The organism is Plesiocystis pacifica SIR-1 (assembly GCF_000170895.1).
Lineage (GTDB): Bacteria > Myxococcota_A > Polyangia > Nannocystales > Nannocystaceae > Plesiocystis > Plesiocystis pacifica.
In genome coordinates, this window is sequence record NZ_ABCS01000097.1 from 14,761 (window position 1) to 35,944 (window position 21,184).

Sequence of the window (21,184 nt, forward strand, 5' to 3'; positions counted from 1 at the left end):
CTCGAGTGTGCCCCCACGCCTTGCTGCGCAGTTCGCATCCGCTAGCGTTCGGGCATGCGTACGACCACTTGCCTTGCCCTTCCCGCTGCTTCGCTCCTGACCCTGACCCTGCTCGCTCCTGCGATGGGCTGCGCCGACGATGGCGGCGCGGACGAGGGCAACGACGAGGTCGCCGCGACCGAGACCGAGGACGGCGAGACGGAGACGGGCACGGACACGGAGACCGGCGAGAGCTCGGGCGAGACGGAGACGGAGACCGAGACGGATTCGACCGAGAGCGCGGAGACCACCGAGACCGGTGGAGAGAGCGACACCAGCACGACGGGGGAGGAGCCGGCCTGCGACGGCAGTGACCCCGTGCCCGCCGACTGGTTCATCCAGCTGCTCGAGGGAGACTTCCCCAACGACCTGCCCACCGACGCCGAGGAGGCCTGCGCCGTCCTCGAGTCCCCCGCCAACGTCCTGCGCGTCGACTGCCCGAGCTTCGCCTTCGACCTCGAGCTCACCGCCACACCCATGCCGACCCTGCCCGCCCCCGTCGCCATGGGCGAGGCCACCGTCCGCGTGCACCACGAGCCCGGCTGGCTCAACTGGCCCGACCTGTGGATCGACGTCGAGGTCGCGGGCGTCGAGCGCTGGGCCTTTACCGCGGCCTCGGTCCTCGACCCGCTCGAGGGCAGCTACGCCGTGCCCTGGTCGCCCGCGCTGACCGGCGCCGAGTGTGGTCCCTTCATCGTCACGACGCCCTTTGGCGAGGACAGCTGCGGCGAGCAGGTCGCCCGGGCCCTCGAGTTCAGCGTGGACGGGGCGAGCGTCGAGGCCTGGCACGCGACCCACTTCGAGACCAGCGTCGACGCGCGGGCCTTCGAGGGGTGGATCTCGGCGGCGCGCGAGTACATCGAGCCGCCGGAGTTCTGCGACGTCTCGCCGACCTGGTACTCGATGGTCACCCGCCGCGAGCTGTAGCGGCCTGAGAGGCCCTACTTCCTAAAGCGCACGTGGAAGTGGTTCACGTGCCCCTTGCTGTGCCGGATGATCCCGTGCCCGCGCCCCTTGCCGCGCGGGTACTGGAAGAACTCGTCGAGGGTGTCCTTGGACACGCCCTTGCTCTTGGCGTGGTCGTACAGGAGCTTTTGGATCGTGTGATCCATGAAGATGTACTTGACCTCGTCGGTGTCGAGGAAGGCCTTGATCAGCGTCCAGGTCCGGGCGACGTCGAGGTTGTTGGCGTTGGCCGAGACGAAGCGGATCTCGTCCTTCTTGTCGCCCTTGAGCACGTAGCCGATGTCGACGTCCTTGCCGTGCTGGTGGCTCTTGTGGGGCTTGAGCGGGCCGCCGCCCTTGCGGGACAGGTCGCCGATGTGGATCTTGGGCGAGCTCTTCCACTTGCGCCGGTAGGCGTTGATGGCCGACTGGATCATCCGCACGGTGTCGCCGGTGCCGTAGGCTCGGCTGGGGGTCTTGAGCACGTAGTACTTGCCCGGGGGCATCTGCACGCCGCTCTTGAGCACGCCCGAGTCGTCGTCGTAGGCGCCGAAGCCCGGGATCACCGAGCCGCTCTTGTAGACGACGAGCTTCTGCCCGACCTTGAGGTCGTTGGCGTCCTTGAGCTTCCCGCGCTGGTAGCCGAGCAGCTCGTTCGAGGTCAGCTTGTACTTCTTGGCGATGCCGCTGAGGGTGTCGCCGGACTGCACGGTGTACTCGAGCTTGGTCGTTTCGCGCGGGGCAATCTCCGGGCACACGCGGATGGTCTGGCCCACGCTCAACAAGTTGGCGTTGTTCTTGAGCTTGGAGTTGAGCCGGATCAGGTCCTTGCGGCGCACGCCGTAGCGCCCGGCGATCTCGCCGAGGTGCTCGCCGGGGAGGACCTCGTGCTCGTGCACCGGGGTGCGGTAGCCGCAGGTCTTGCTCGCCTTGGCCCGCCGGGTGTCGGCGCAGATCAACAGCTCCTGGCCCACGCGCAGGGAGTTGGGGTCCTTCTTGAGCTTGGGGTTGCGCGACAGGATGCGATCGACGGAGACGTCGTACTTGTTGGCGATGCCGCTGAGGGTGTCGCCCTTGCCGACCTCGTGGACCGAGATGGTCTTGCTGCCGCCGCAGCTCTTGCCCGAGCCGCTCGACTTCTTCTTGGATGAGCTGGATGAGCTGGATGAGCTCGACGAGCTCTTGGCCTCGCCGGGCAGGCAGACCTTGATGGTCTGACCGACGCGGATCTTGTTGGGGTCGAGCGTGGGGTTGGCGCGCTCGATGGAGCGTTGGGTGACGCCGTGCTCGACGGCGATGCCGCTGAGCGTCTGTCCCGACTTCACCTCGTGCTCGACCAGCTTGCCCCCGTCGGGGCAGCCGCCGGCGGTGGCGAATTCGGGCGCGGCGAGGGCGAAGCCGAGGCCCACGGCGAAGCCGAGAATCAGTCCAAAGCGGAGCTGCACGATCGCAGGATTCGCACGAGCGGGGGGCGAGCGCAAGCGCTCTGAACCGCCGAATTGGTGAGCCCAGGCCCCATTTGCGCGATTTTTTCCGCAATCGGGGCGCCGGTGAATAGCCCCGCGAGCTCGCGCGTATCAACCCTTCGGGTTTCCAGCTGGAGTGAAGCTGGCGCCGCCTGGAGCCCACTCCAGGACCTGTTTGTCTTCGCAGGTTGCGCCGAACCAGTCGGGTGGGGGATCTTGGGGTGATGGCCGGCGACGGGGGGCACGGATGAACGCTTCGGCAGTCGTCGGAGCGATGCTCGGCCCGGCCGGGCTCGCCGTGCTCGGCGTCGACGCGCTGGCGCTGGCCGTCGCCCTGATCGCGTGGTTGCGCGGGCGCGAGCACTACGATCGCTTCTACACGACGACCAGACCGCTGCGCGCGCTGGTGGCCGAGCTGTCCAAGGACGCGCCCTTGCGCCGGCGCCTCGAGAACGGTCGGCCCCTCGATCTCGACGAGCTCGAGCGAGCCCTCGACGGCACCCCCGTGGCGGCGCGCTACGTGGCGAGCTTCGCGGCCTTCGTCGAGGGCATCGAGCTGCTCGAGCGCCTGGCCAGCCTCGTCCCGCGGGTTGGGCTGCTCGTGGGCTTGATCGCCTTCGTGCTCGGGAGCTCGTCGGCCGCTGGCGTTCCGACCGGGCCCCTGGCCGCAGGGGCGGCCGCGTGGGCGTGGGGCGTCGTCGGCGGCCTGCTGCTGGGGGTCATCGCGCAGCGCTGCCGCAAGCTCGAGTCCCGCGGCATCGGCCTCGCCACGCGGGCGGTCCGCGAGGGGCTCTCGGCCAACGAGGACCTGCAGGAGACGGTCACCGGTGAGGGGATGATCGCGGGCTTGCTCGAGGAGGGCCTGCTCGAGCGGGCCAACGAGAACAAGCAACGGGACCGCAGTAAGGGCGGCCCCAGGCGGTTGAGCCTGAGCAAGCTCGGCAAGGGCCGCCGCGGCGTCGCGGATCCTTCGACCTGAGCGCAGGTCAGGCGGGCTGCGAAGGCTGAGTCGTGGACGTGGGGCAGGGAGGGCGTGGCGTCGTCCACGACGGATAGAAAAGTCAGAGACTGTGAATTCATTCACAGTCTCTGAGCGGCGGCGCTGGGCTGGGGCTCGAGGGGCAGGGACAGGCGGAAGGTCGTGCCGGCCCCGAGCTCGCTGGTGACCTCGAGCTTGCCGCCGTGCTCGACGGCGATGCCGTGGCTCACGGCCAGCCCGAGGCCGGTCCCGCGGTCGCGGCTCTTGGTCGTGAAGAAGGGGTCGAAGATGTGGGCCTGGACCTCGGGGGGCATGCCCGGGCCGTGGTCCTCGACCTCGAAGCGGAGCCAGCGTTGCTCGGCCCGCTCGCGCACGAGCACGCGCAGGTCGATGCGTCGGCGCAGGCCGTTGTCGGCGTCGAGGGTCTTTGCCGGGAGCTCGCCGAGGGCGTCGCGGGCGTTGGTCAGCAGGTTGACCAGGATCTGGCGGATCTGTTGCGGGCGGCAGTAGACCTCGGGCAGGTCCGAGGGCAGGTCGGACATCACCTGCATGCCGCTCTTGCGCATGATCGCGTGGACCAGGGACAGGGTCGAGGCGACGATCGCCTTGGGCGCGGCCCACTCGCGCTCGGCCTCGGAGTCGCGCCGGGCGAAGGTCAGCATGTCGCGGATGATCTGCGAGACCCGCTCCGTCTCGGCGCCGATCTCCCTGGCGAAGTCGAGCACCATGGGGTCGAGCTGCGGGCGCGTGGCGATGAGCTCGGCGTAGTTCATGATCCCCTGGATGGGGTTGTTGATCTCGTGGGCGACGCCGCTGGCGAGGGTGCCGATCGACTCGAGGCGCTGCTGCTGGCGGACCTGGGCCTCGAGGGCCTTGCGCCGGCTGACGTCGGTGGCGATGGCGAGCAGGCGCTTGCCCTGGGCGTCGACGGGGGCGACCCGGGCGACGTAGCTGCGCCGGGTCTCGAGGCCGGGGCGCAGGCGGATCTGGCTGTCCTCTTCGAACAGCTCCGAGCTGCCGAGGATGCTCAGGTCGAGGGTCAGCTCGAGCTCCTGGGTGCGCCCGCTGGCGACCACCTTGGCGAGCAGCTCCCGCCAGCGCGCGCGGTCCTCGGGCTTGGGGATGACCCGCTCGAAGGGCTCGCCGTCGAGGGCCCGGTCGACGGCCACGCCGATGAGGTGGTTGATGAACTCGACCCTGCCCTCGGTGTCGAGGACGACGATGCTGTCGGGGGCGCCGTTGACCAGGGAGCGCCAGCGGACCTCGCTGTGCTCGAGGGCGCGGTAGAGGCGGGCGTTGTCGAGGGCGCTGGCGGCCTGGTTGGCGATGAACTCGAGCACGGCCAGGCGCTCGCGGGTGAACGCGTGGGAGCTCATGCAGCTCTCGAGCACGAGCGCGCCGACCCGCCGGCGGCGCTTGACGATGGGCATGCACAGCAGCGAGCGCACGCCCTGGTCGCGGACGTGGGGATCGGCGCCGAAGCGGGGGTCGGCCTCGAGGTCGTCGACGACCACGACGGAGCCCGAGCGCAGCACGTAGTGGACGGCGCTCATCGGCAGCCGGTCCTGGGCGCGGTCGAGGGGCAGGTCGCAGGCGCGGGTGCCCTGGGCGTCGCTCTCGGCGACCAGGCGCACGGCCCCGCGCTGCTCGAGCAAGAGCGCGCCCCGCTCGGCGCCGGCGTTGGTCACCGCGCTGTCGAGCACCCGGGAGATGACCTGCTCGAGGCCGAGCTCCTCGTTGATCTGCCGGGTGATCTCGAACACCGAGCGCAGCTCGAGGTTGGGCACGGGGAGCTCGAGGGCGCCGGAGCTCGAGCCGAGCACCATGGCCGGGACGCCCGGGGGGATGGGGGAGTTGCCGCTCGACGCGGCGCTCGGGATGGCGAGCTTGGAGCTGCTGCCGGTGTCGGGGTCGCTCTCGAGCAGCAGCCGCCCGAGCTCGCTGGCCTCGGCCCCGGCGGCGGCCCGGGCCTGCTCGAGGCGCACGACGACGGCGTGGCCGCCCCAGCGCTTGAACGCGCGCAGGGCCAGGTCGCGGGCCCCGTGGGCGACCTCGAGGCGATCCTCGCGGACGCCGAGGTCGGCCATGCGCATGCTGGCGAGGCCCTCGAGCAGGAGGTTGGACTGGGCGCTGGCGAGGCTGCGGACCCGGCTGTAGGCGGCGAAGGCATCGCCCACGCGGCCGTGGCCCCGGTGCTGCTCGGCGAGGCTGAGCTCGAGCATGGGCTCGAAGTTCTCGGGGCAGCCGCTCGCCCACGAGCGCAGCAAGTTGGGGTAGCGGCTCAGGCGAGAGCGCAGCGCGCGGGCCGTGGGCGCGTGGGGGTCGGCCTCGAGCTCGGCGACGTCGGCGATCGCGGCCCACATCGCGATCCGGGCGCTCTGCCACGAGCCGAACAGGTCGCGCGCGTAGCTCTCGGCGATGGTCTGGAACTCGGCGTGGGCCTTGCGGGGGTCGCCGATGAGGATGTGCGCGACCATGCGGCAGGCCACGGAGGTCGCCATGAACACCGGGCTGGCGTGGATGCGGGCGCCCTGCTCGTGGCTGATCAGCATCTCGAAGCTCTGGACCTCGCCGGCGAGCAGGCCCGCGAGGCGCAGGGTCTTGGCGCTGCCCAGGGCCATCTCCGCCGTGCCCCACTGGTTGACCTCGCGCTGCCACCGGCGCCCGAGCTCGAGCAGGTGGCTGAGGGGCACGCCGGTCTCGAACAGCTGGGCGACGCCCATGACGATGGCGTAGCCGCCGAGCTGGCGCTCGCCGATCTCGGCCAGATCGGTGATCAGGCGGTCGAGGTCGGCCCCGGCGTCGCGCCACGCTCGGCTCGCGGGCCACACGAACAGGCGCGCCGCGGCCTCGACCCGCGGCCGCGCGGGGGCCAGGGCGGGGCGCGAGCACAGGGCCATGGCGTGGTCGCACAGCTGCGCCGCGGCCTCGGGCCGGCGCAGGCCCGCGTTGACGGCGATGGCCAGCTGCGACAGGGCCACGGCCGCGCTCTCGTCCACGCCCCCGCGGGCGGCGACGCGGACGTGCAGCGAGGCGAGGACCACGAACAGGGGCTTGTCGACGAGGTAGGCCGGGGCCTTGAGGGCGTCGACGATGGCGCTGATCGCCCGGCGCTTGGGGTCGTCGAGGGCGGGCATGGCCAGCCACTGCTCGCGGGTGATGGCGCGGCAGCGGATCCACCCGCGCGCGGCCTCGAGGCCGATGCGGGCCCGGCTGATGGTCCGGGGCAGGCGCACGCCGAAGCGGCGCAGGGCCTCGCGGCCGTAGGCGATGGCCTCGGCCGTGCGCTGCAGCATGGTCAGGGCGCGGAGCCGCCGGGCGACCACGGCGGCGTACTGGGCGGGCTCGAGGGGCCAGCGCTCGAGCACGGCGAACACCGTCTGGGCGCCCTCGGAGTCCCCGCTCAGGGCCCGGGTCTGCGCCTCGCCGAGCACGGCCTGGAACACCTCGGGGGTCGGCGCGCGCCCAGCATCGGCGGCGTCGAGGTCGGCCCCGAGGCGCTTGCGCGCGGCGATGAAGTAGCGCCGGGCGACGCTCCAGTTGGCGTTGCTCAGGGCGCGGTTGGCCGCCTCGAGGAACACGGTCACCTGGCTGCGCCGCTCCGCCTGGGTCAGGCCCTCGCCGGATACCAGGCTGCCCGCGCCAGTGGTCGCGCTGAGTCCGGCGCTCGCGTCGAGGTGCTCGGCGACCTCGAACAGGCGCTCGCCCAGGCCGCGGCCGTTGCCGTCCCCGAGCGAGGCGATCAGCGCCCGGCCGATGTCCCCGTGCAGCTCCCGGCGGGCGTGCTCCGGGGCGAGGTCCCGGGCGACCCGCATCAGCTCGGCGTGGGCGAAGCAGTAGCCCTCCGGGGTGGGGTCGAGGATGCCGTCGCTCTGCAGGCGCTCGAGGCCCCGCCACTGGGCGTCCTCGTCGAGCCGGGAGATCGCCCCGAGCAGCTCGATGTCGACGCGGTGGCCGAGCAGCGCCGCCTCGGACACCAGGGCCCGGGCCGTGTCCGGGAGGCTGCGCAGGCGCAGGGTCAGCAGGCCGACCACGTCCTCGGGCAGGCTCGCCTCGCTCGCGCTCGACAGCGCGTCGAGGTCCCAGGTCCAGCCCCCGGGGCCCGGGACGAGCAGGCGCTGGGAGAACAGGTGCGACAGGAGCTCGCGGATCAGCAGGGGGTTGTTGCCGGTGCGCCGGGTGACGAGCTCGGCGAGGGCCGCGAGGGCGTCCTCGGACGCGCCGTGGCCGAGGGTGTCGCGCAGCAGGGTGCGCAGCTCGGTGCCGTCGAGGGCGTCGAGGCGCAGGCGCAAGGTGGCCTTGGCCGTGGTCACCCGCAGCACCTCGTGGGTGTCGGGGCCCTGTCTCGCCGGCGGGCGCCGGGTCAGCAGGATCATCGAGGGCGCGCCCTCGTCGAGGGCGAGGGTGCTCAGCAGCGCCAAGCTGGCGGGGTCGGCCCACTGCAGGTCCTCGATGGCCAGGACCAGGGGGCAGCCCTCGGCGAGCACGGAGAGCAGGCGGCGAAAGGCGAGGTGGAGGCGGTTTTGGGTCTCGGCGGCGGGCAGGGGCGGGAGCGGCTCGAAGCGCTCGAGGATCAGCTCGAGGGAGGGCAGGAGCTCGCGCAGCGCCCCGGCGATGGGACCCAGGCCCTGGCGGATGCGGGCCTGCCAGCCGCGCAGGGCGTGCTCGTCCTCGGTGAACAGCTGCTGCAGCAGGCCCTCGAAGGCCTGGCTGAGCGCGCTGTACAGGGCCAGGGACTCGCGCTGTTCGAAGGCTCCGCGGGCCAGGTAGCCGCCGCGAGCGAGCAGCGGCCCCTCGAGGGCGTTGACCAGGGCCGACTTGCCCATGCCGGCGTCGCCCTCGAGCAGGACCACGCTGCGCTCCCTCAGCGCGCCCGCGTCGACGGCCAGGTCGGCGATGCGCCGCTCGAGCAGGGCGAGGGTGGCCTCGCGCCCGTAGAGGGTGCGGGGGAATTGCAGGGTCGCCGGGTAGTCGTGGCGGGCGAGCACGAAGGGCCGCTCGGGCTCGCCTGCGTCGACCGCCGCGCGCAGCTCGTCGAGGTCGGCGAGCAGGCCCCGGGCCGACTGGTAGCGGCGCTCGGGGGCCTTCTCGAGCAGCTTGGCGACCATGGTCTCGAGGCGCTCGGGCAGCCCGGCTCTGTGGTGGCGCAGGGGCGTGGGGCTGCGCGCGAGGTGGGCGTGGACGAGCTCGATGGGCGCGGCGGCCTCGAAGGGCAGGCGCCCGGTGAGCAGCTCGTAGAAGCTGACCCCGAGGGAGTAGAGGTCGCTGCGAAAGTCGACCTCGCGGGCTGTTCTGCCGGTCTGCTCGGGGGAGATGTAGGGCAGCGTGCCGGCGAACACCTCGGGCTCGTGGAGGCGGCGGTGCTCCGCTTCGATCAAGGCCGAGAAGCCAAACTCGGCCAGGTAGACCGCGCCCGTGTTGCGGTCGAGGAGCATCTTGCTCGGCTGCAGGGCGCGGTGGATGACCCCGCGCTCGTGGACCTCGGCGAGCACCCGGACCAGGCGCGAGGCGATGTCCAGGAAGTGCTGCAGGCCCAGGGCCTGGCCGTGGGAGTGCGTGCGCAGGTCCGTGCCCTCGACCTGATCCAGGAGCAGGACCAGGCGATCGCCGACGCGCTCGAGGGCCAGGGGGCGGACCACGCCCTCGACGTCGAGCTCGGCCAGCACGCGGAACTCGCGGCGGGCCTGGGCCTCCACGCCCTCGACGAGGGCCGGGAACACCCGGGCGAGCACGCGTCGACCGTCGTCGTTGCGCTCCAGCTCGTAGACCCGCTCGCTGGCCGAGCTGCGCACGAGGCCGCGGGTCGTATAGCCTAAGAGGGCGAGGGACACCTGGGTCGAGTATAGGGCCTCGGGCCGGTGGAAACTGGCTCGAGGCGCCCGCCGATTGGGGTGCAGGGCGGCTCCGCCCGTCAATGCGGGGTAGAGGTGCGGGCAGATGCGTGGCCCCGCGCACTCGCGCCCTTGCGCGGCCTCGAGATCGCGTTGTTCGAGTCATCGAGGGTCGGGTCGAACTCGGCCGCAAGTTCGCGACGGCGCGCGCTTGACCCTCGCTGACGCTCCTCCATCATGGCCGCCATGACCACGACGGGCTTTCCCCAGGGCAAGGTGTACGAGTCGGCCGAGGCCGCGCTCTTCGACCTCGAGGATGGGGCCCAGATCGCCGTCGGTGGCTTCGGCCTGGTCGGCAACCCGGAGGCGCTGATTACGGCCATCGCCGCCCGCGGAAGCAAGGGCCTGACGATCATGTCGAACAACTGCGGCAACCAGGGCCGCGGACTCGCGGTCTTGCTCAAGCAGCGCCAGGTCGCGCGGGTGGTGTGCAGCTTCGTCGGCGGCAACCCGGACCTCGAGGCGCAGATGCTCGCCGGCGAGGTCGAGGTTCAGCTCAACCCCCAGGGCACGCTGGCGGAGCGCTTGCGCGCTGGCGGGGCGGGCGTCGCGGCCTTCTTCACGCCGACGGGCGCCGGGACCGTCGTCGCCGAGGGCAAGGAGGTCCGCGACTTCGAGGGGCGACCGCACGTGCTCGAGACGGCTCTGCGGCCGGACTTCGCCATCGTCCGAGCCGCCGTCGGCGACGCCTTCGGCAACCTGCGTTTTTACAAGACCGCCCGCAATTTCAACCCCTTGGCGGCCATGGCCGGGCGCGTCACGGTGGCCGAGGTCGACGAGCTGGTCGAGGTCGGCACCCTCGACCCCGACGACATTCACCTGCCCGGGGTGTTCGTGCAACGCGTCGTCCATGTGCCGGAGCACGTGAACTTCATCGAGTATCGGACGACCACGGCCTAGGGCTGGGACGGGCGGGCGCAGGCTCACGGTTGAAGAATTGAGGCGCGCCGCGAATGGGCCTATGGTCCGACCATGACCTCGATGATGCGCAGCGCGACCCTGCTCGGCCTCGTTGGCCTGAGCGCCTGGTTGGTGGCCGCCCCCGCGGACGCGGAGGTCGAGGTCGTCGACGTGAACGAGGCGAGCCAGACCCCCGCGGGCACGGGCAACCTCGACGAGAGCACCTGCTCGTTCCGAGGCACGCGACTCGCGGGCAAGGTCAAGGTCGTCGACAGCTTCCCCGACGTGCGCGTCAAGGCGGTGTCGAGCTTCCCCGACATCAAGGTCAAGGAAGTCGACGCCTTCGCCGACGACTGCGGCGAGTGGCAGTTCGTGGACAGCTTCCCCGACTTCACCATCCAGTACGTGGACAGCTTCCCGGACTTCGAGATCGCCTGGGTCGAGAGCTTCCCCGGCATTCCTTGAGGCTGCGCGTCCCCGGTCGATCCGGTCGTTCGTCGACGCGGTGACGGCATCGTCGTCGCCGGGCGATCCCCCGTGTCGTCGCGCGGTCCTTTGTCGCGGCCGGCATCGGTGCAGGCCAGAGCTGAGACAGTCCGGGCTCGATCGGCCAGCGTTGTAAGCGAAATGCGCATGGTTGAGCTCCTGACGGGGCCTGCGCGGGCTCCACACCATGGCGGCCCGTGCGCCTGCGCGCATCACGGCGTTGCGAAGACGGGCCGCGGTTGGCCTCAGACGGGCAATAACGTCGTTATCGAGGCTGTTTCGGGTGGTCGAAGGGGTGGCGTCGCACGGTGTGGTCGATCGCGGGCCAACGAGCCCGGGGTCGCAGGAAGGCCAAACGATGGAATCTCGAACCGACCTCAACCAACTGGTGATCTTTGCCAAAGTCGTCGAGGCCCGGAGCTTCACGGGTGCGGGCCGAATCTTGGGGCTGCCCAAGTCCACGGTGAGCCGCAAGGTCGCCCAGCTCGAAGAGCGCCTCGGCGTGCAGCTGCTCCAGCGCACGACTCGGCGGATCTCGCTGACCGACGTGGGCGCGGCGTTTTACGAGCGCTGCGCTCGGATCGCCACGGAGATCGCCGAGGCCGAAGAGGCCGTGCTGCACGTCAACGAAGGCCCCCGCGGGGTGCTGCGGGTGCACGCCGATCCCGAGCTCGGCGTCGGGCTGCGCGCGGCCGTGTGCGAGTTCTTGGTGGTCCACGATCAAGTCGACATCGAGCTCGAGTTCAGCGCGGGCGTGGGCGACCTGATCGAAGAGGGCTTTGACGTCTCGCTTCGCCTCGAGGCCCCCGAGGAGCCCGCAGCCCGCGGCCTGGTCACGCGCCGCGTCCACGGCCTCGCGCGGGTGCTCGTGGCGAGCCCCGACTACTACGCCCGCCACGGCACGCCGCAGGCGCCCGAGCAGCTCGAGGATCACGCGATCGTCATCCACGGCAACCCTCGCGGTCGCAGCAGCCTCCAGCTGTGCAACGTCGAGGGCGAGGTCGTGGTCGTGCAGCGGCGGCCCCGGCTGGTCGCCAACGACCCGGCGACGATGCGCGAGGCGCTGCTCGGCGGCGTGGGCATCGGGCTGATCCCCGCGTTCGAGTGCGTGCACCTGCTGCGCAACGGGGAGCTGCGCACCTGCCTCGACGAGTGGACCCGCTTCGACGAGTCCGTGCACGTGGCCTACCCGACGGCCCGGCACCTCTCGGGCAAGGTCCAGACCTTCCTCGACTTCGTCAGCGAGCGCTTCGAGTTCCAGCCCTTCGTGGCCAAGACCGAGCCGAGCAAGCTGGCGGCCGTGGGCGCGACGGGGCCCTCGCTGACGCTCTGAGCGAGCCGGTCCTAGCCCGTCTCTTCGAGGCCGGTGTCTGTGTCCGTGTCTGCCTCGGCAGGCGCGGGCGCGCTGTATTCGGGGCACGAGCTTTGCGTGGGCTCTTCGGCGACGCAGCCGTGGTGGTCCCCGGCGCAGGGCGAGCAGTAGGGGCGCTCCGCGTCCTGCTCGGCGCACCAGGCGTTGGTGTCGACGGCCTTGTGCAGGCAGTGGTCCGGGTTGGGCAGGACGCAGCTCGGGCCGAGCAGGCCCGCGCCGAGGCCGAGGGCAAAGCACGCGAGGGTGAGGTGGCCGCGGCTCAAAACGCCAACCCTCCGGCGGTCCACTCGAGCTGCGCGCGCTGGTTCTCGCGGTGGCGACGGCGGCCCTGGTGGGCGGCGGCCAGCATCAGCGCCGCGGTCACGGTCACGGCCGCGCTCACGGTCACGGTGATGATCCCCGACGAGCGGGTGCTGGTGACGTAGGCGGGCAGGGCCTCGAGGGGTCGGTCGTCGCGGACGATCAAGGCCGCCCCCGCGCCCACGCCCCCAAGGGCGACGAGGCCGAGGGTGATGCCGGCGATGGTCTTGCGCCGACACGAAGGCGCCGCGCAGCCGAGCGCGTCGAACTCGATCGGTGTCGGCGGAGGGGGGGAGTCCGCGCGGCAGTCGAGGGTCTTCCTGGTCGGTCGCGGCGGAGGCTCGACGCCTTCGATGTTGATGGGGCCGTGGGTGTAGTCTGGGCCCAGGGGCGGGGGCTCGAAGGCCACGATCTCGACGGGCCCGCCCCCGTAGTCCGGGGCCAAGGGCGGCTCGACCGTCGCGGCGGCTTCGGGCGGACCTGCGAGGGCGCAGGTGAACGCGAGCGCGAAGGGAGCGAGCACGGCCCCTCCCTTAGCACACTGCCTGGGCGCAGTCTCAGCGCTGGCCGACGATCACGGGCGCGTCCGCTTTGGCCTCGGCCTCGAGGGCCTCGCGCTTGGCCTCGTAGTCCGCCGCGGGCCCCTTCTCGCGCTCGTACTCGGCGAGCACGGCCGACTTGGCGACGTTGGCGACGGGCCGCAGCATCAGGCGCACGGCGGCGCGCGCAGGCGGCACGTCGCGGATCATCTTGGCCAGGGTCGGTCCGTAGGCGTAGTACATGCGCACCATGTCGTGGGCGATGGGCTGGCCGACCATGTACTCGTCCCGGAACCAGCGCAGCGCGCGGAGCTCCTCGACCCAGCCCGCGCCCCAGGCCGCGGTCGCGATGAAGCAGGCGCCGTCGATGGTCTGGAAGGGCTGGGTGGGCGTGGTCGCGTCGGCGAAGGCCAGGGGCGACTCGTTGGTGCAGGTGTCCTCGTAGGCGACGCCGACGGTGTAGGTGTAGTTGCCGAACAGCTGGTCGATGGGGATCGAGACCGTGTCGCCGGGCTTGGCGTCGACGCAGTCGACCTCCATGTCGCTCTGGCACACCGAGGGGATGCCGGTGGCCTCGGTCGCCGAGGCGGTCTGGAGGTCGTCGGTCTCCGGGGTCTGCCAGTAGGCCCGGAGGCGCGAGACCTCGGAGCCCTCGGGGAGCTCGGGGATGCGGAAGGTCGCGTAGATCTCGTTGTAGGCCGTGGCCTCGAGCTGGAAGGCCTCGACGGGGGGCAGCTCGACGTCGCCGCAGGCCCCACCGCCGCCACCGCCGCCGCCGCCCTCACCCCAGCCGTGGGTGTAGACGCCAAAGCGCGCGGAGTCGTTGAACTTGGAGTGGACCTGGAGGCGGTCCGAGCCGCTGCCGCCCTCCGTCGAGATGGTGTTGTCGGGCGCGTGGATGGTGCCCGTGGCCCCGTCCCAGTCGGCGTAGCCGCCGTACTCGGTGACCGAGGTGTAGCCGGGCTCGGCGGGGTCGAACTCGACGCGGTAGACGACCGCGGGCTGGCCAAAGTACTCGCGCCCATAGGCCGGCAGCTTGGGGTCGACCCAGTGATCGTCCTCGCGGTTGAAGGACCAGTCGGCGTTCTGGTCGTTCTCGAGGGAGACCTCGATCCACGCGACCAGCGGCCCCTCGGGCACGTCGCCCCGGCGGATGCGGCGGGCGACCATGTACGGCCCGGCCTCGGGCGTGGCCCCGGTCACGGCGTCGAGGTCGTTGAGGTCGGCGTAGCCCGGCGGGTCCTCGCCGTCGTCGTCGTCGAAGGAGGTCAGGTCGTTGCGCGGGGGGTAGACCGAGGTCTCGCCCGGGTCGATCTCGCCCTTGTCGGACTGGAAGGTCGCCGGCGAGGGGCAGGTCATCGTGTCGACGATGGCGTCGTCCTCGGTGGGCGTGAGCGGCCGGCAAAAGTAGGTCTCCGGCGAGCTCGAAATCTCGTGGAAGCCGAGGGAGCTGTGGTTGGTCTTGTTGGGGTCGTGGAAGATGATCTTCGGGTAGGTGACCCCGCGGCGGTGGGCCCAGATCGGGAGCACGCTCTCGCGGGCGCCGTAGGGGGCGCGCCAGCTCGACAGGAACTCGACCCAGCCCGGGCGGTTGCCGATGCCCAGCTTGCCCGTGGCCTGGGTGACGAACACGTCCTCGAGGTGGTTGCCGTCGACGTCTTCGATCCACACGGCGATCTGGGTGTTCTCGACGGGGCTGAAGTGGAACTCGAGCAGGGCCTCGTCGTCCGCCGGATCACCCGTGGGCTCGCCTTCGCCCTCGCCGCCCTCTTCGTCGCCGGGCGCGGCGTGAGCCGGAGCACCGAGGGCGAGGGCCGAGACGCCGAGCATCGCCGACAAGGTCAGGGCGCGAGCGGGTTCGAGTCGGTAAGCCATGGATGCCCCAGTATAGGGGCTCTGGGGCCGAGAGGTCGAAGACGCCGAGCTTGCTGGAGCTCGGCTCGCGACGACCTGGAACAATGCCGAGGCGCGTGGGCGCGAGGCACGGCCGGGGAGCCTGGTGCGGCGGATCACGCGGGTTCTTCGGGTCCAATCTCTATGCTGTCACGGCATGCATTCGTGGCTCCAGCGAGGGGATGGAGAGGCCGAGGCGGGGCGCTGGGCCCCGGCGCTCGTCGCCGCAGCCAGCCTCGTCGCTTGTTCGCCCGGCGCAACGACGGCCAACTCGGCGGTCGCGGCCAGCCGCGGGGTCGCGCCGCGGGACATCGGGGCCGGTCCGCCGCCGCCCAGCGAGGGCCTGCCGATGCCGGCTCTAGATCGGCCCTGGCAGCCCGCGAGCGCGGTCGCCGGCGACGTCTCGGGGCTGGCGAGCGCCGTCGCCTCGCGCGGGCGCGTCGGCCTCGCGGTCGATCCCCGCGTGTCCGAGTCGGGGCAGCTCGACGCCATGCGCCTGGCCGCGGTCGTCGGCAAGCTCGCGCCCGACACGGCCATCCACCCCATCGACGCGACGACGGGCGTGGCCCTGGGCGGGGTGCTGCTCGAGGATCCGCCCCTCGAGCCCACGGTCGACGACGCGACCGGGCGGGTGCGCTGGCAGCTGGCCGAGGCCCTGAAGGTCGACCCCCAGCACCTGCGCCGGTGGGCCGACCAGGGCGACCCGGCCGTGCTCTTGGTTGGACCCGTGGGCGTCGACGCGCCGACCTGGCGGCGCCTGGCCACGGGCCGGGTGGGGGACTGCGAGGGCCTGAGCGCCGCGATGCTCGACGGCCAGCGCGACAGCCTGGCCGAGCTCGAGCCCTTCCTCGATTACGCCGACGCCGTGCTCGCGGCGGTCTACCTCGACGAGCTCAGCCGCGCCGTGCCGGAGCTCCAGGCCGCGCTCGCCGAGTTCGAGCCCGCCGACGATCCCAAGGCGAAGATCCGCGCCGACTTCGACGACGACGCGGACTGGCGCCAGCACCAGTGCGGCCGCCAGGTCCAGACCTACCTCGCGCCCTTCGCCAGCTGCGTCGAGGCGGCGAGCACCCAGACCCCGTGGGAGCGAGCCGGGGGCGAGGCCGGGCCGAACACCGGCCTGATCGCGCCCTGCCCCATGGCGCCGCGCCTGTACCTCAACGGGGCCGCGCGCATCGGCTCGGCCGAGCCCGGCGCCTACATCGATCCGGCCTGCCACGACCGCCTCGGGCGCGACTACGTCGAGGCCCTGCGCGCGCCGGCTCGGACCGCCGCGGACCTGGCCAGCGACCACCTCGACCCGCGCTGGATGATCCTCGTCGAGCGCCTGGCCACGCTGACCGAGGTCTACGGCGCCGTCGAGGAGCTGTGCACCCCGAGCCGGCGTCGCTTTGCGAGCCGCGACGTCGAGGCCATGGCGTCGACGGTGAGCCAGCTCGGGGAGCTCTACCGCCGGACCGAGCAGCCCGCCCACGACGCGCGCTTTTTGGCCAACGACGCCCAGTTTAGGGTGCCCGGCGTGGGCGTGGTGTTTCAGCTCGCGCGCTACGACGCGGGCACGGGGAGCGCCGCGCGGGCGCTCAACGCGGGGGCCCGAGAGCTGCGCAGCCTCGGCGAGCGGGCCAGCCGCTGCGCGCCTCGGCCCGGGGCGCCGCCGGTCATGACCTTGCTGGTCGACACTGCGACGGGGGCCATGGACTTCCTCGGCTACTACTACGCCGAGGAGCTGTGGTGCGACGACCTGGGCCCGCTGCTGTGAGCGCTACAGGCCGGCCTGCTCGATCGCCACGAGGTGGTCGGTGAGCAGGGAGCGCAGCCCCTCCTCGTCGAAGTAGACCCCCATGATCATGGTGTCGAACACGTCGTGGTCGTCCTGGACCACGGCGTAGGCCCCGATGACCTCGCCCTCGTAGGTCAGCCAGCCGGCGGTCTGGCGCTCGCCCCAGTCGAGCAGGCCCTCGACCTCCTCGCTCTCGACCCCCTCGCCGAGCATGTCGAGCAAGGTGGTGTAGCTCAGGTGCATGGCCGCGTAGCTCTGGTCGGCCTGGCGCTTGGTCAGCTCGTGGGTGACCGTGCTGGTCACGTAGAGCAGGTCGGGGGCGTTGTCGGGGTGCTCGTACTCGTAGTAGAGCTCGTAGCTGCCGAACAGGTAGTTGCGGCGCTGGAGGGTCTCGCCGCCGAGGGCCAGCTCGATGTCGAGGCCGTAGCGCGCGTTGACCTCCTGGGCGGTGATCAGCAGCTCGCGGTCGCCGGGCTCCGGGTCGTCGGGCAGGCCGACGGCGTAGATGCCAAAGAGCACGAGGACGACGGCGCACAGGCTGAGGATCACCCCGACCTTCGCCTTGGACTTGGGCTTGGGCTCGGGACCGGGGCGGGGCCGATTCCCGGGGCTGGGATCGGGATTGGGTCCGGAACCGCTCGCTGCTGTCACGGGCAGGTGGACGGGCTCGCTCTCCCCTTGCATGACCCGACGATAGCGGTGACAAGGATCCCATGCGACGCTTTTGGCGAGGCCCCTCGTTTTCTCTGGCTGCGACCACGGTCTTGACCCTGAGTGCTGCGACCTTGACGGCCTGCGGAGACGACGGAGGAGCCGAGGGCGGAGCGGACGAGGTCGGCGACAGCAGCGGCGGCATCGAGACCGGGACCACCGAAGACAGCGAGAGCTCGAGCTCGGACAGCACCACCGCGGAGGAGTCCACCGGCGACCTCGAGTCGGGCTGCGAGATGACCTGCGGCGACGACTGCTGCGCGGCCGACGAGGTCTGCAACGAGCAGACCCTCGAGTGCGTGCTCGACTGCGGCGAGCAAAGCGGCGCGCTCATCGAGCCCTGCGGCGACGACGAGCCGGTGTGCTGCGGCGACGGCGAGATCTGCTACGTCGGCATGTGCATCACCCCGGGCAACGCCTGCGAGGACCTGGCCTGCGCGACCGAGACCGACTCCGACTGCCCCGCCGGGGAGGTCTGCGACCCCGACCTGGGCCAGTGCGTCCCCGACCTGGCCGACGAGTCCTGCATCTACACCCCCGAGGCCGGCGTGTTCGAGCCGGTCCCGCGCTGGTCCTGGGGCGAGCGACAGGTCCGCAGCTGCACCACCGAGGCCGACTGCCAGGTCGAAGAAATCTGCGACATGGGCACCTGCGCCGTGACCTGGCCGCACTTCCAGCCCGTCGAGTACCCCGAGTACGTCCAGGTCATGGCCTCGCCCATGGTCGCGGACCTCGACGGCGACTGCATCCCCGAGGTCGTGTTCAACAGCTTCTCGCCTGCGGAGTGGGCCGCCGACGGCGTGCTCCGGGTGCTGCGCGGGGACACGGGCGAGCCGGTGTGGACCTACGGCGACGCGGCCAACCGCTTCGACGGCACGGCCATCCCAGCCATCGGCGACCTCGACTACGACGGCGACCTCGAGATCGTCAACGTCGGCAACGACAACCGCCTGCGCATGCTCGACCACGCCGGGGCCCTGGTCTGGACCTCGGACGCGATCACCGGCAACCAGGTCTCGGGCGCGCCGGCCATCGCCAACTTCGACATCCAGGGCGACGCCGAGATCGCCTACGGCCGCGCCGTGTTCGACAGCGCCGGCAGCTTGCTGTGGGAGGGGGCGGGGGGCATCGGCACCAACAACGCCTACGCCACCCTCAGCTGCGTCGCCGACCTCGACGGGGACCTGCGCCCCGAGCTCATCGGCGGCGGCACGGCCTACACCTTCGGCGGCACCGTGGGCGTGGACTTTGCCGGCTCCGTGCTGTGGCAAAGCGGCGGCGACGGCTACTGCGGCGTGGCCGACTTCGACCTCGACGGCGCCCCGGAGGTCGTGGTCGTGCGCGGGGGCTCCATCGACGTGCTCGACGGCCTGACCGGCGCGCTCTTGGCTGGCTTCCCGATCCCCGGCGGCGGCATGGGCGGCCCGCCGAACATCGCCGACTTCGACGGCGACGGCCTGCCCGACATCGGCCTGGCCGGCGGGGCCAACTACGTCGTCGTGAGCTTCGACGGCGTCGACAGCCTCGACACCCTGGTCAAGCTGTGGGACGCCGAGACCAAGGACGTGTCCTCCAACCGCACGGGCTCCTCGGTGTTCGACTTCGACGGCGACGGCCGCTCGGAGGTCGTCTACGGCGACGAGTGGTACCTGCGCATCTACCCCGGCGTCGAGCCCGACTGCCAGACGATGCCCCCGGGCCCCGGCTGCGACCAGGACATGACCGACGACGAGATCCTGTTCATCGACATCACCAGCTCGGGCACGCGCGTGGAGTACCCGGTGATCGCCGACGTCGACGGCGACTTCAAGGCCGAGATCGTCGTCTCGACCAACAACATGTTCGACCAGGGCAACATCGGCGACGCGGGCGTGGAGCTGTTCGAGGACCGCCTCGACAACTGGGTCGGCACCTTGCCGATCTGGAACCAGCACAGCTTCCACGTCACCAACGTCGACGCCAAGGGCGGCATCCCGGTGGTCGAGCCCAGCAACTGGGTCACGCCCATGGAGAACCCGGAGAACTCCTACCGGCGCAACTCCCAGGGCGGCGTGGAGAACTGCGCCCCCGACCTGGTGCCCCAGGACCTCACCACCGTGGGCGTGTGCGGGGCCGACGTGACCTTCGAGGCGCGGGTCTGCAACCAGGGCTGCCTGGGCGTGGGTCCGGGGGTCGAGGTGAGCTTCACCGAGGCCGAGGCCGGCTTGCTCGGCACGGTCCAGACCGACACGGCGATCCCCGCTGGCGGGTGCGTGAAGGTCGAGCTGACGATCCCCGCGCCGGGGCCGGGGCCCTACCTGGTCACGGTCAGCGTCGACGACGACGGCATGGGCCAGGGCGCGCTCAACGAGTGCATCGAGGACAACAACAGCGAAGGACCCGTCGAGCTGTGCCCCAACATCGGCTGAGCCGACTCGGGGCGGCCTGAGCAGCTGCGCCGTTCGGGGGCCCGGCCCTGCGTCGAGTTGCCGCAGCGGCGGGTTGTCGCAGCGTCGGCATGTCGCAGCGTCACCGTGCTAGGAGCCTCGCGTCCGACGAGCCTCCGAGCGCGTATGTCCTCTTTCTCACGAATTCTCCCCATCACCCTGATCCTGCTCCCGAACCTGGTCACCAGCTGCCTGTCCCCCTCCGAGGAGGAGCACGCGGCGGAAGACTTCAGCCTGCGTTTCGCCGCGAGCGTCGACGGCCAGCCGCTGGCTTGCGGTGAGGTGCTGACCGGCTTTGGCCCCGAGGGCGCGAGCACGGTCGCGCCGGCGGACCTGCGCTTTTACGTCAGCGACCTCCAGTTTTGGGACGCGGACGGCGAGCCCATCGAGCGGGCGCTCGACCGCAACGACTTCCAGTACGCCAGCGAGGCCGGCGAGGTCGCGCTCATCGACCTGACCGGCGGCGAGGACGGAGCCTGCGCGGGCGGGGCGATCGGCTTCGCCGAGGGCACGAGCCGGACCAACGCGGTCATCACGGGCCAGACCGCGCTCGACCGCGTCGCGCGGGTCAGCTTCGACGTGGGCGTGCCCCAGGCGCTGATGCGCGAGGTCATCCTGGGCGGGACCGCCGAGGCGGCGCCCTCTCCCCTCAACGAGATGTACTGGTCGTGGGCGAGCGGCTACCGCCACCTCGTGTTCAACTTCGCGGTCGAGACGGGCGCCGACGCGTCGGGCGAGGGCTACGTGCACATCGGCAGCCGCGACTGTTCGGTCGAGGGCGGCCTGGCCCTCGAGGACCAGGAGGCCTGCGGCTTCATCAACACGCCCAGGGTCGAGCTGGACTTCGATCTGCGGGCTGACACCGTCACCCTCGACGTCGGGGCGCTGCTCGGGCAGCTCGACTTCGTGTCGCCGGTCCGCGACCCCGAGACCCACGAGGTCATCGGCGAGGGGCCGGGGGTCGAGTGCCACTCCTCGCCGATGCAGGCCGACTGCGCCCAGCTGTTCGCCAACCTCGGCCTCGACCCGGCGAGCGGTGAGGCGAGCGCGGCGACGAACCTCGCGTTCACGGCGGAGCCCTGAGCATGGCCGCGGCGCGACGACTGGCCTGGCTCAGCCTCGGGGTGTTCTCGGCGTGCGCCGAGCCCGAGCCCGAGGCGGACCGGGAGCGGGAGCTCCGGGCCCTGCTCGAGCTCCCCGAGCACTTCGAGCTCCCCGCCATCCCCGAGTCCAACCCGCTCACGGCCGAGAAGATCGCCCTGGGCCGGCGGCTCTTCTACGACCGCGATCTGTCGGGCAACGGGACCCAGTCCTGCGCCGATTGCCACCTCCAGGAGCTGGCCTTCAGCGACGGGCTCGAGACGCCGACGGGGTCGACCGGGACGGTCCTGGCCCGCAACAGCCAGGGCCTGGCCAACGTCGCCTACAACGCGAGCCTGACCTGGGCCAGCGACGGG

At 71.6% G+C, this 21,184-nt stretch carries 15 protein-coding genes; 9 read left to right on the forward strand and 6 right to left on the reverse strand.

Annotated elements, in window-relative coordinates; genetic code table 11:
- Nucleotides 1-54: 54 nt before the first annotated feature.
- On the forward strand, nt 55-966 hold the full coding sequence (locus PPSIR1_RS44525; RefSeq protein WP_157596216.1) for a hypothetical protein: 912 nt from the start codon (nt 55-57) through the stop codon (nt 964-966).
- A 14-nt stretch (nt 967-980) separates the two neighbouring features.
- On the opposite strand, the gene PPSIR1_RS44530 is transcribed toward PPSIR1_RS44525, so the two are convergent.
- Nucleotides 981-2,429, reverse strand: a complete 1,449-nt coding sequence (locus PPSIR1_RS44530; protein ID WP_006975567.1) for a penicillin-insensitive murein endopeptidase — start codon at nt 2,427-2,429, stop codon at nt 981-983.
- A 268-nt stretch (nt 2,430-2,697) separates the two neighbouring features.
- On the opposite strand from PPSIR1_RS44530, the gene PPSIR1_RS32895 reads away from it, so the two are divergent.
- On the forward strand, nt 2,698-3,429 hold the full coding sequence (locus PPSIR1_RS32895) for a hypothetical protein (protein WP_157596217.1): 732 nt from the start codon (nt 2,698-2,700) through the stop codon (nt 3,427-3,429).
- Nucleotides 3,430-3,530: 101 nt separating this feature from the next.
- On the opposite strand, the gene PPSIR1_RS32900 is transcribed toward PPSIR1_RS32895, so the two are convergent.
- Nucleotides 3,531-9,260, reverse strand: coding sequence for an AAA family ATPase (locus tag PPSIR1_RS32900; RefSeq protein WP_045117239.1), 5,730 nt, complete (start codon nt 9,258-9,260; stop codon nt 3,531-3,533).
- Nucleotides 9,261-9,497: 237 nt separating this feature from the next.
- On the opposite strand from PPSIR1_RS32900, the gene PPSIR1_RS32905 reads away from it, so the two are divergent.
- The 3 genes from PPSIR1_RS32905 to PPSIR1_RS32915 all read left to right on the forward strand — a co-directional run bounded on the left by PPSIR1_RS32905 (nt 9,498) and on the right by PPSIR1_RS32915 (nt 12,039).
- Nucleotides 9,498-10,220 carry a CoA transferase subunit A gene (locus PPSIR1_RS32905; protein ID WP_006975570.1) on the forward strand — a complete coding sequence of 241 codons (723 nt, stop codon included), beginning with the start codon at nt 9,498-9,500 and terminating at the stop codon, nt 10,218-10,220.
- 72 nt (nt 10,221-10,292) lie between these two features.
- Entirely contained in the window at nt 10,293-10,685 is a 393-nt protein-coding gene (locus tag PPSIR1_RS32910) for a 7(1) septoil knot domain-containing protein (protein WP_006975571.1), read from the forward strand.
- A gap of 379 nt (nt 10,686-11,064) precedes the next feature.
- Nucleotides 11,065-12,039, forward strand: a complete 975-nt coding sequence (locus PPSIR1_RS32915; protein WP_006975572.1) for a LysR family transcriptional regulator — start codon at nt 11,065-11,067, stop codon at nt 12,037-12,039.
- An 11-nt stretch (nt 12,040-12,050) separates the two neighbouring features.
- Here the strand turns inward: PPSIR1_RS32915 and PPSIR1_RS32920 are convergent, their stop codons facing one another.
- From PPSIR1_RS32920 to PPSIR1_RS32930, 3 genes are read right to left on the reverse strand one after another with little or no spacing between them, the layout of a single operon-like run.
- A complete protein-coding gene (locus PPSIR1_RS32920) occupies nt 12,051-12,341 on the reverse strand; it encodes a hypothetical protein (RefSeq protein WP_006975573.1) in 291 nt (96 codons plus the stop codon).
- Nucleotides 12,338-12,901, reverse strand: coding sequence for a hypothetical protein (locus PPSIR1_RS32925; RefSeq protein WP_006975574.1), 564 nt, complete (start codon nt 12,899-12,901; stop codon nt 12,338-12,340). The genes PPSIR1_RS32920 and PPSIR1_RS32925 overlap by 4 nt, the downstream gene beginning before the upstream one ends.
- A 34-nt stretch (nt 12,902-12,935) precedes the next feature.
- A complete protein-coding gene (locus PPSIR1_RS32930) occupies nt 12,936-14,792 on the reverse strand; it encodes a CFI-box-CTERM domain-containing protein (protein WP_006975575.1) in 1,857 nt (618 codons plus the stop codon).
- A gap of 175 nt (nt 14,793-14,967) precedes the next feature.
- Here PPSIR1_RS32930 and PPSIR1_RS32935 point away from each other — a divergent pair, with 175 nt between their 5' ends.
- Entirely contained in the window at nt 14,968-16,569 is a 1,602-nt protein-coding gene (locus PPSIR1_RS32935) for a hypothetical protein (protein WP_006975576.1), read from the forward strand.
- A gap of 3 nt (nt 16,570-16,572) precedes the next feature.
- Here the strand turns inward: PPSIR1_RS32935 and PPSIR1_RS32940 are convergent, their stop codons facing one another.
- The gene (locus PPSIR1_RS32940; RefSeq protein ID WP_006975577.1) at nt 16,573-17,274 is read right to left on the reverse strand and encodes a hypothetical protein; all 702 of its coding nucleotides are present in this window, start codon (nt 17,272-17,274) and stop codon (nt 16,573-16,575) included.
- 29 nt (nt 17,275-17,303) lie between these two features.
- Between PPSIR1_RS32940 and PPSIR1_RS32945 the strand changes: the two genes are divergently transcribed.
- The 3 genes from PPSIR1_RS32945 to PPSIR1_RS32955 all read left to right on the forward strand — a co-directional run.
- Nucleotides 17,304-19,709 (forward strand): FG-GAP-like repeat-containing protein, encoded by a 2,406-nt coding sequence (locus tag PPSIR1_RS32945; RefSeq protein ID WP_232296580.1) that lies wholly within the window; start codon nt 17,304-17,306, stop codon nt 19,707-19,709.
- Between the two features lie 144 nt (nt 19,710-19,853).
- Entirely contained in the window at nt 19,854-20,810 is a 957-nt protein-coding gene (locus tag PPSIR1_RS32950) for an MbnP family copper-binding protein (protein ID WP_006975579.1), read from the forward strand.
- Nucleotides 20,811-20,812: 2 nt separating this feature from the next.
- Nucleotides 20,813-21,184: cytochrome-c peroxidase (locus PPSIR1_RS32955; protein WP_006975580.1), on the forward strand; the 372-nt coding region annotated here is incomplete at its 3' end.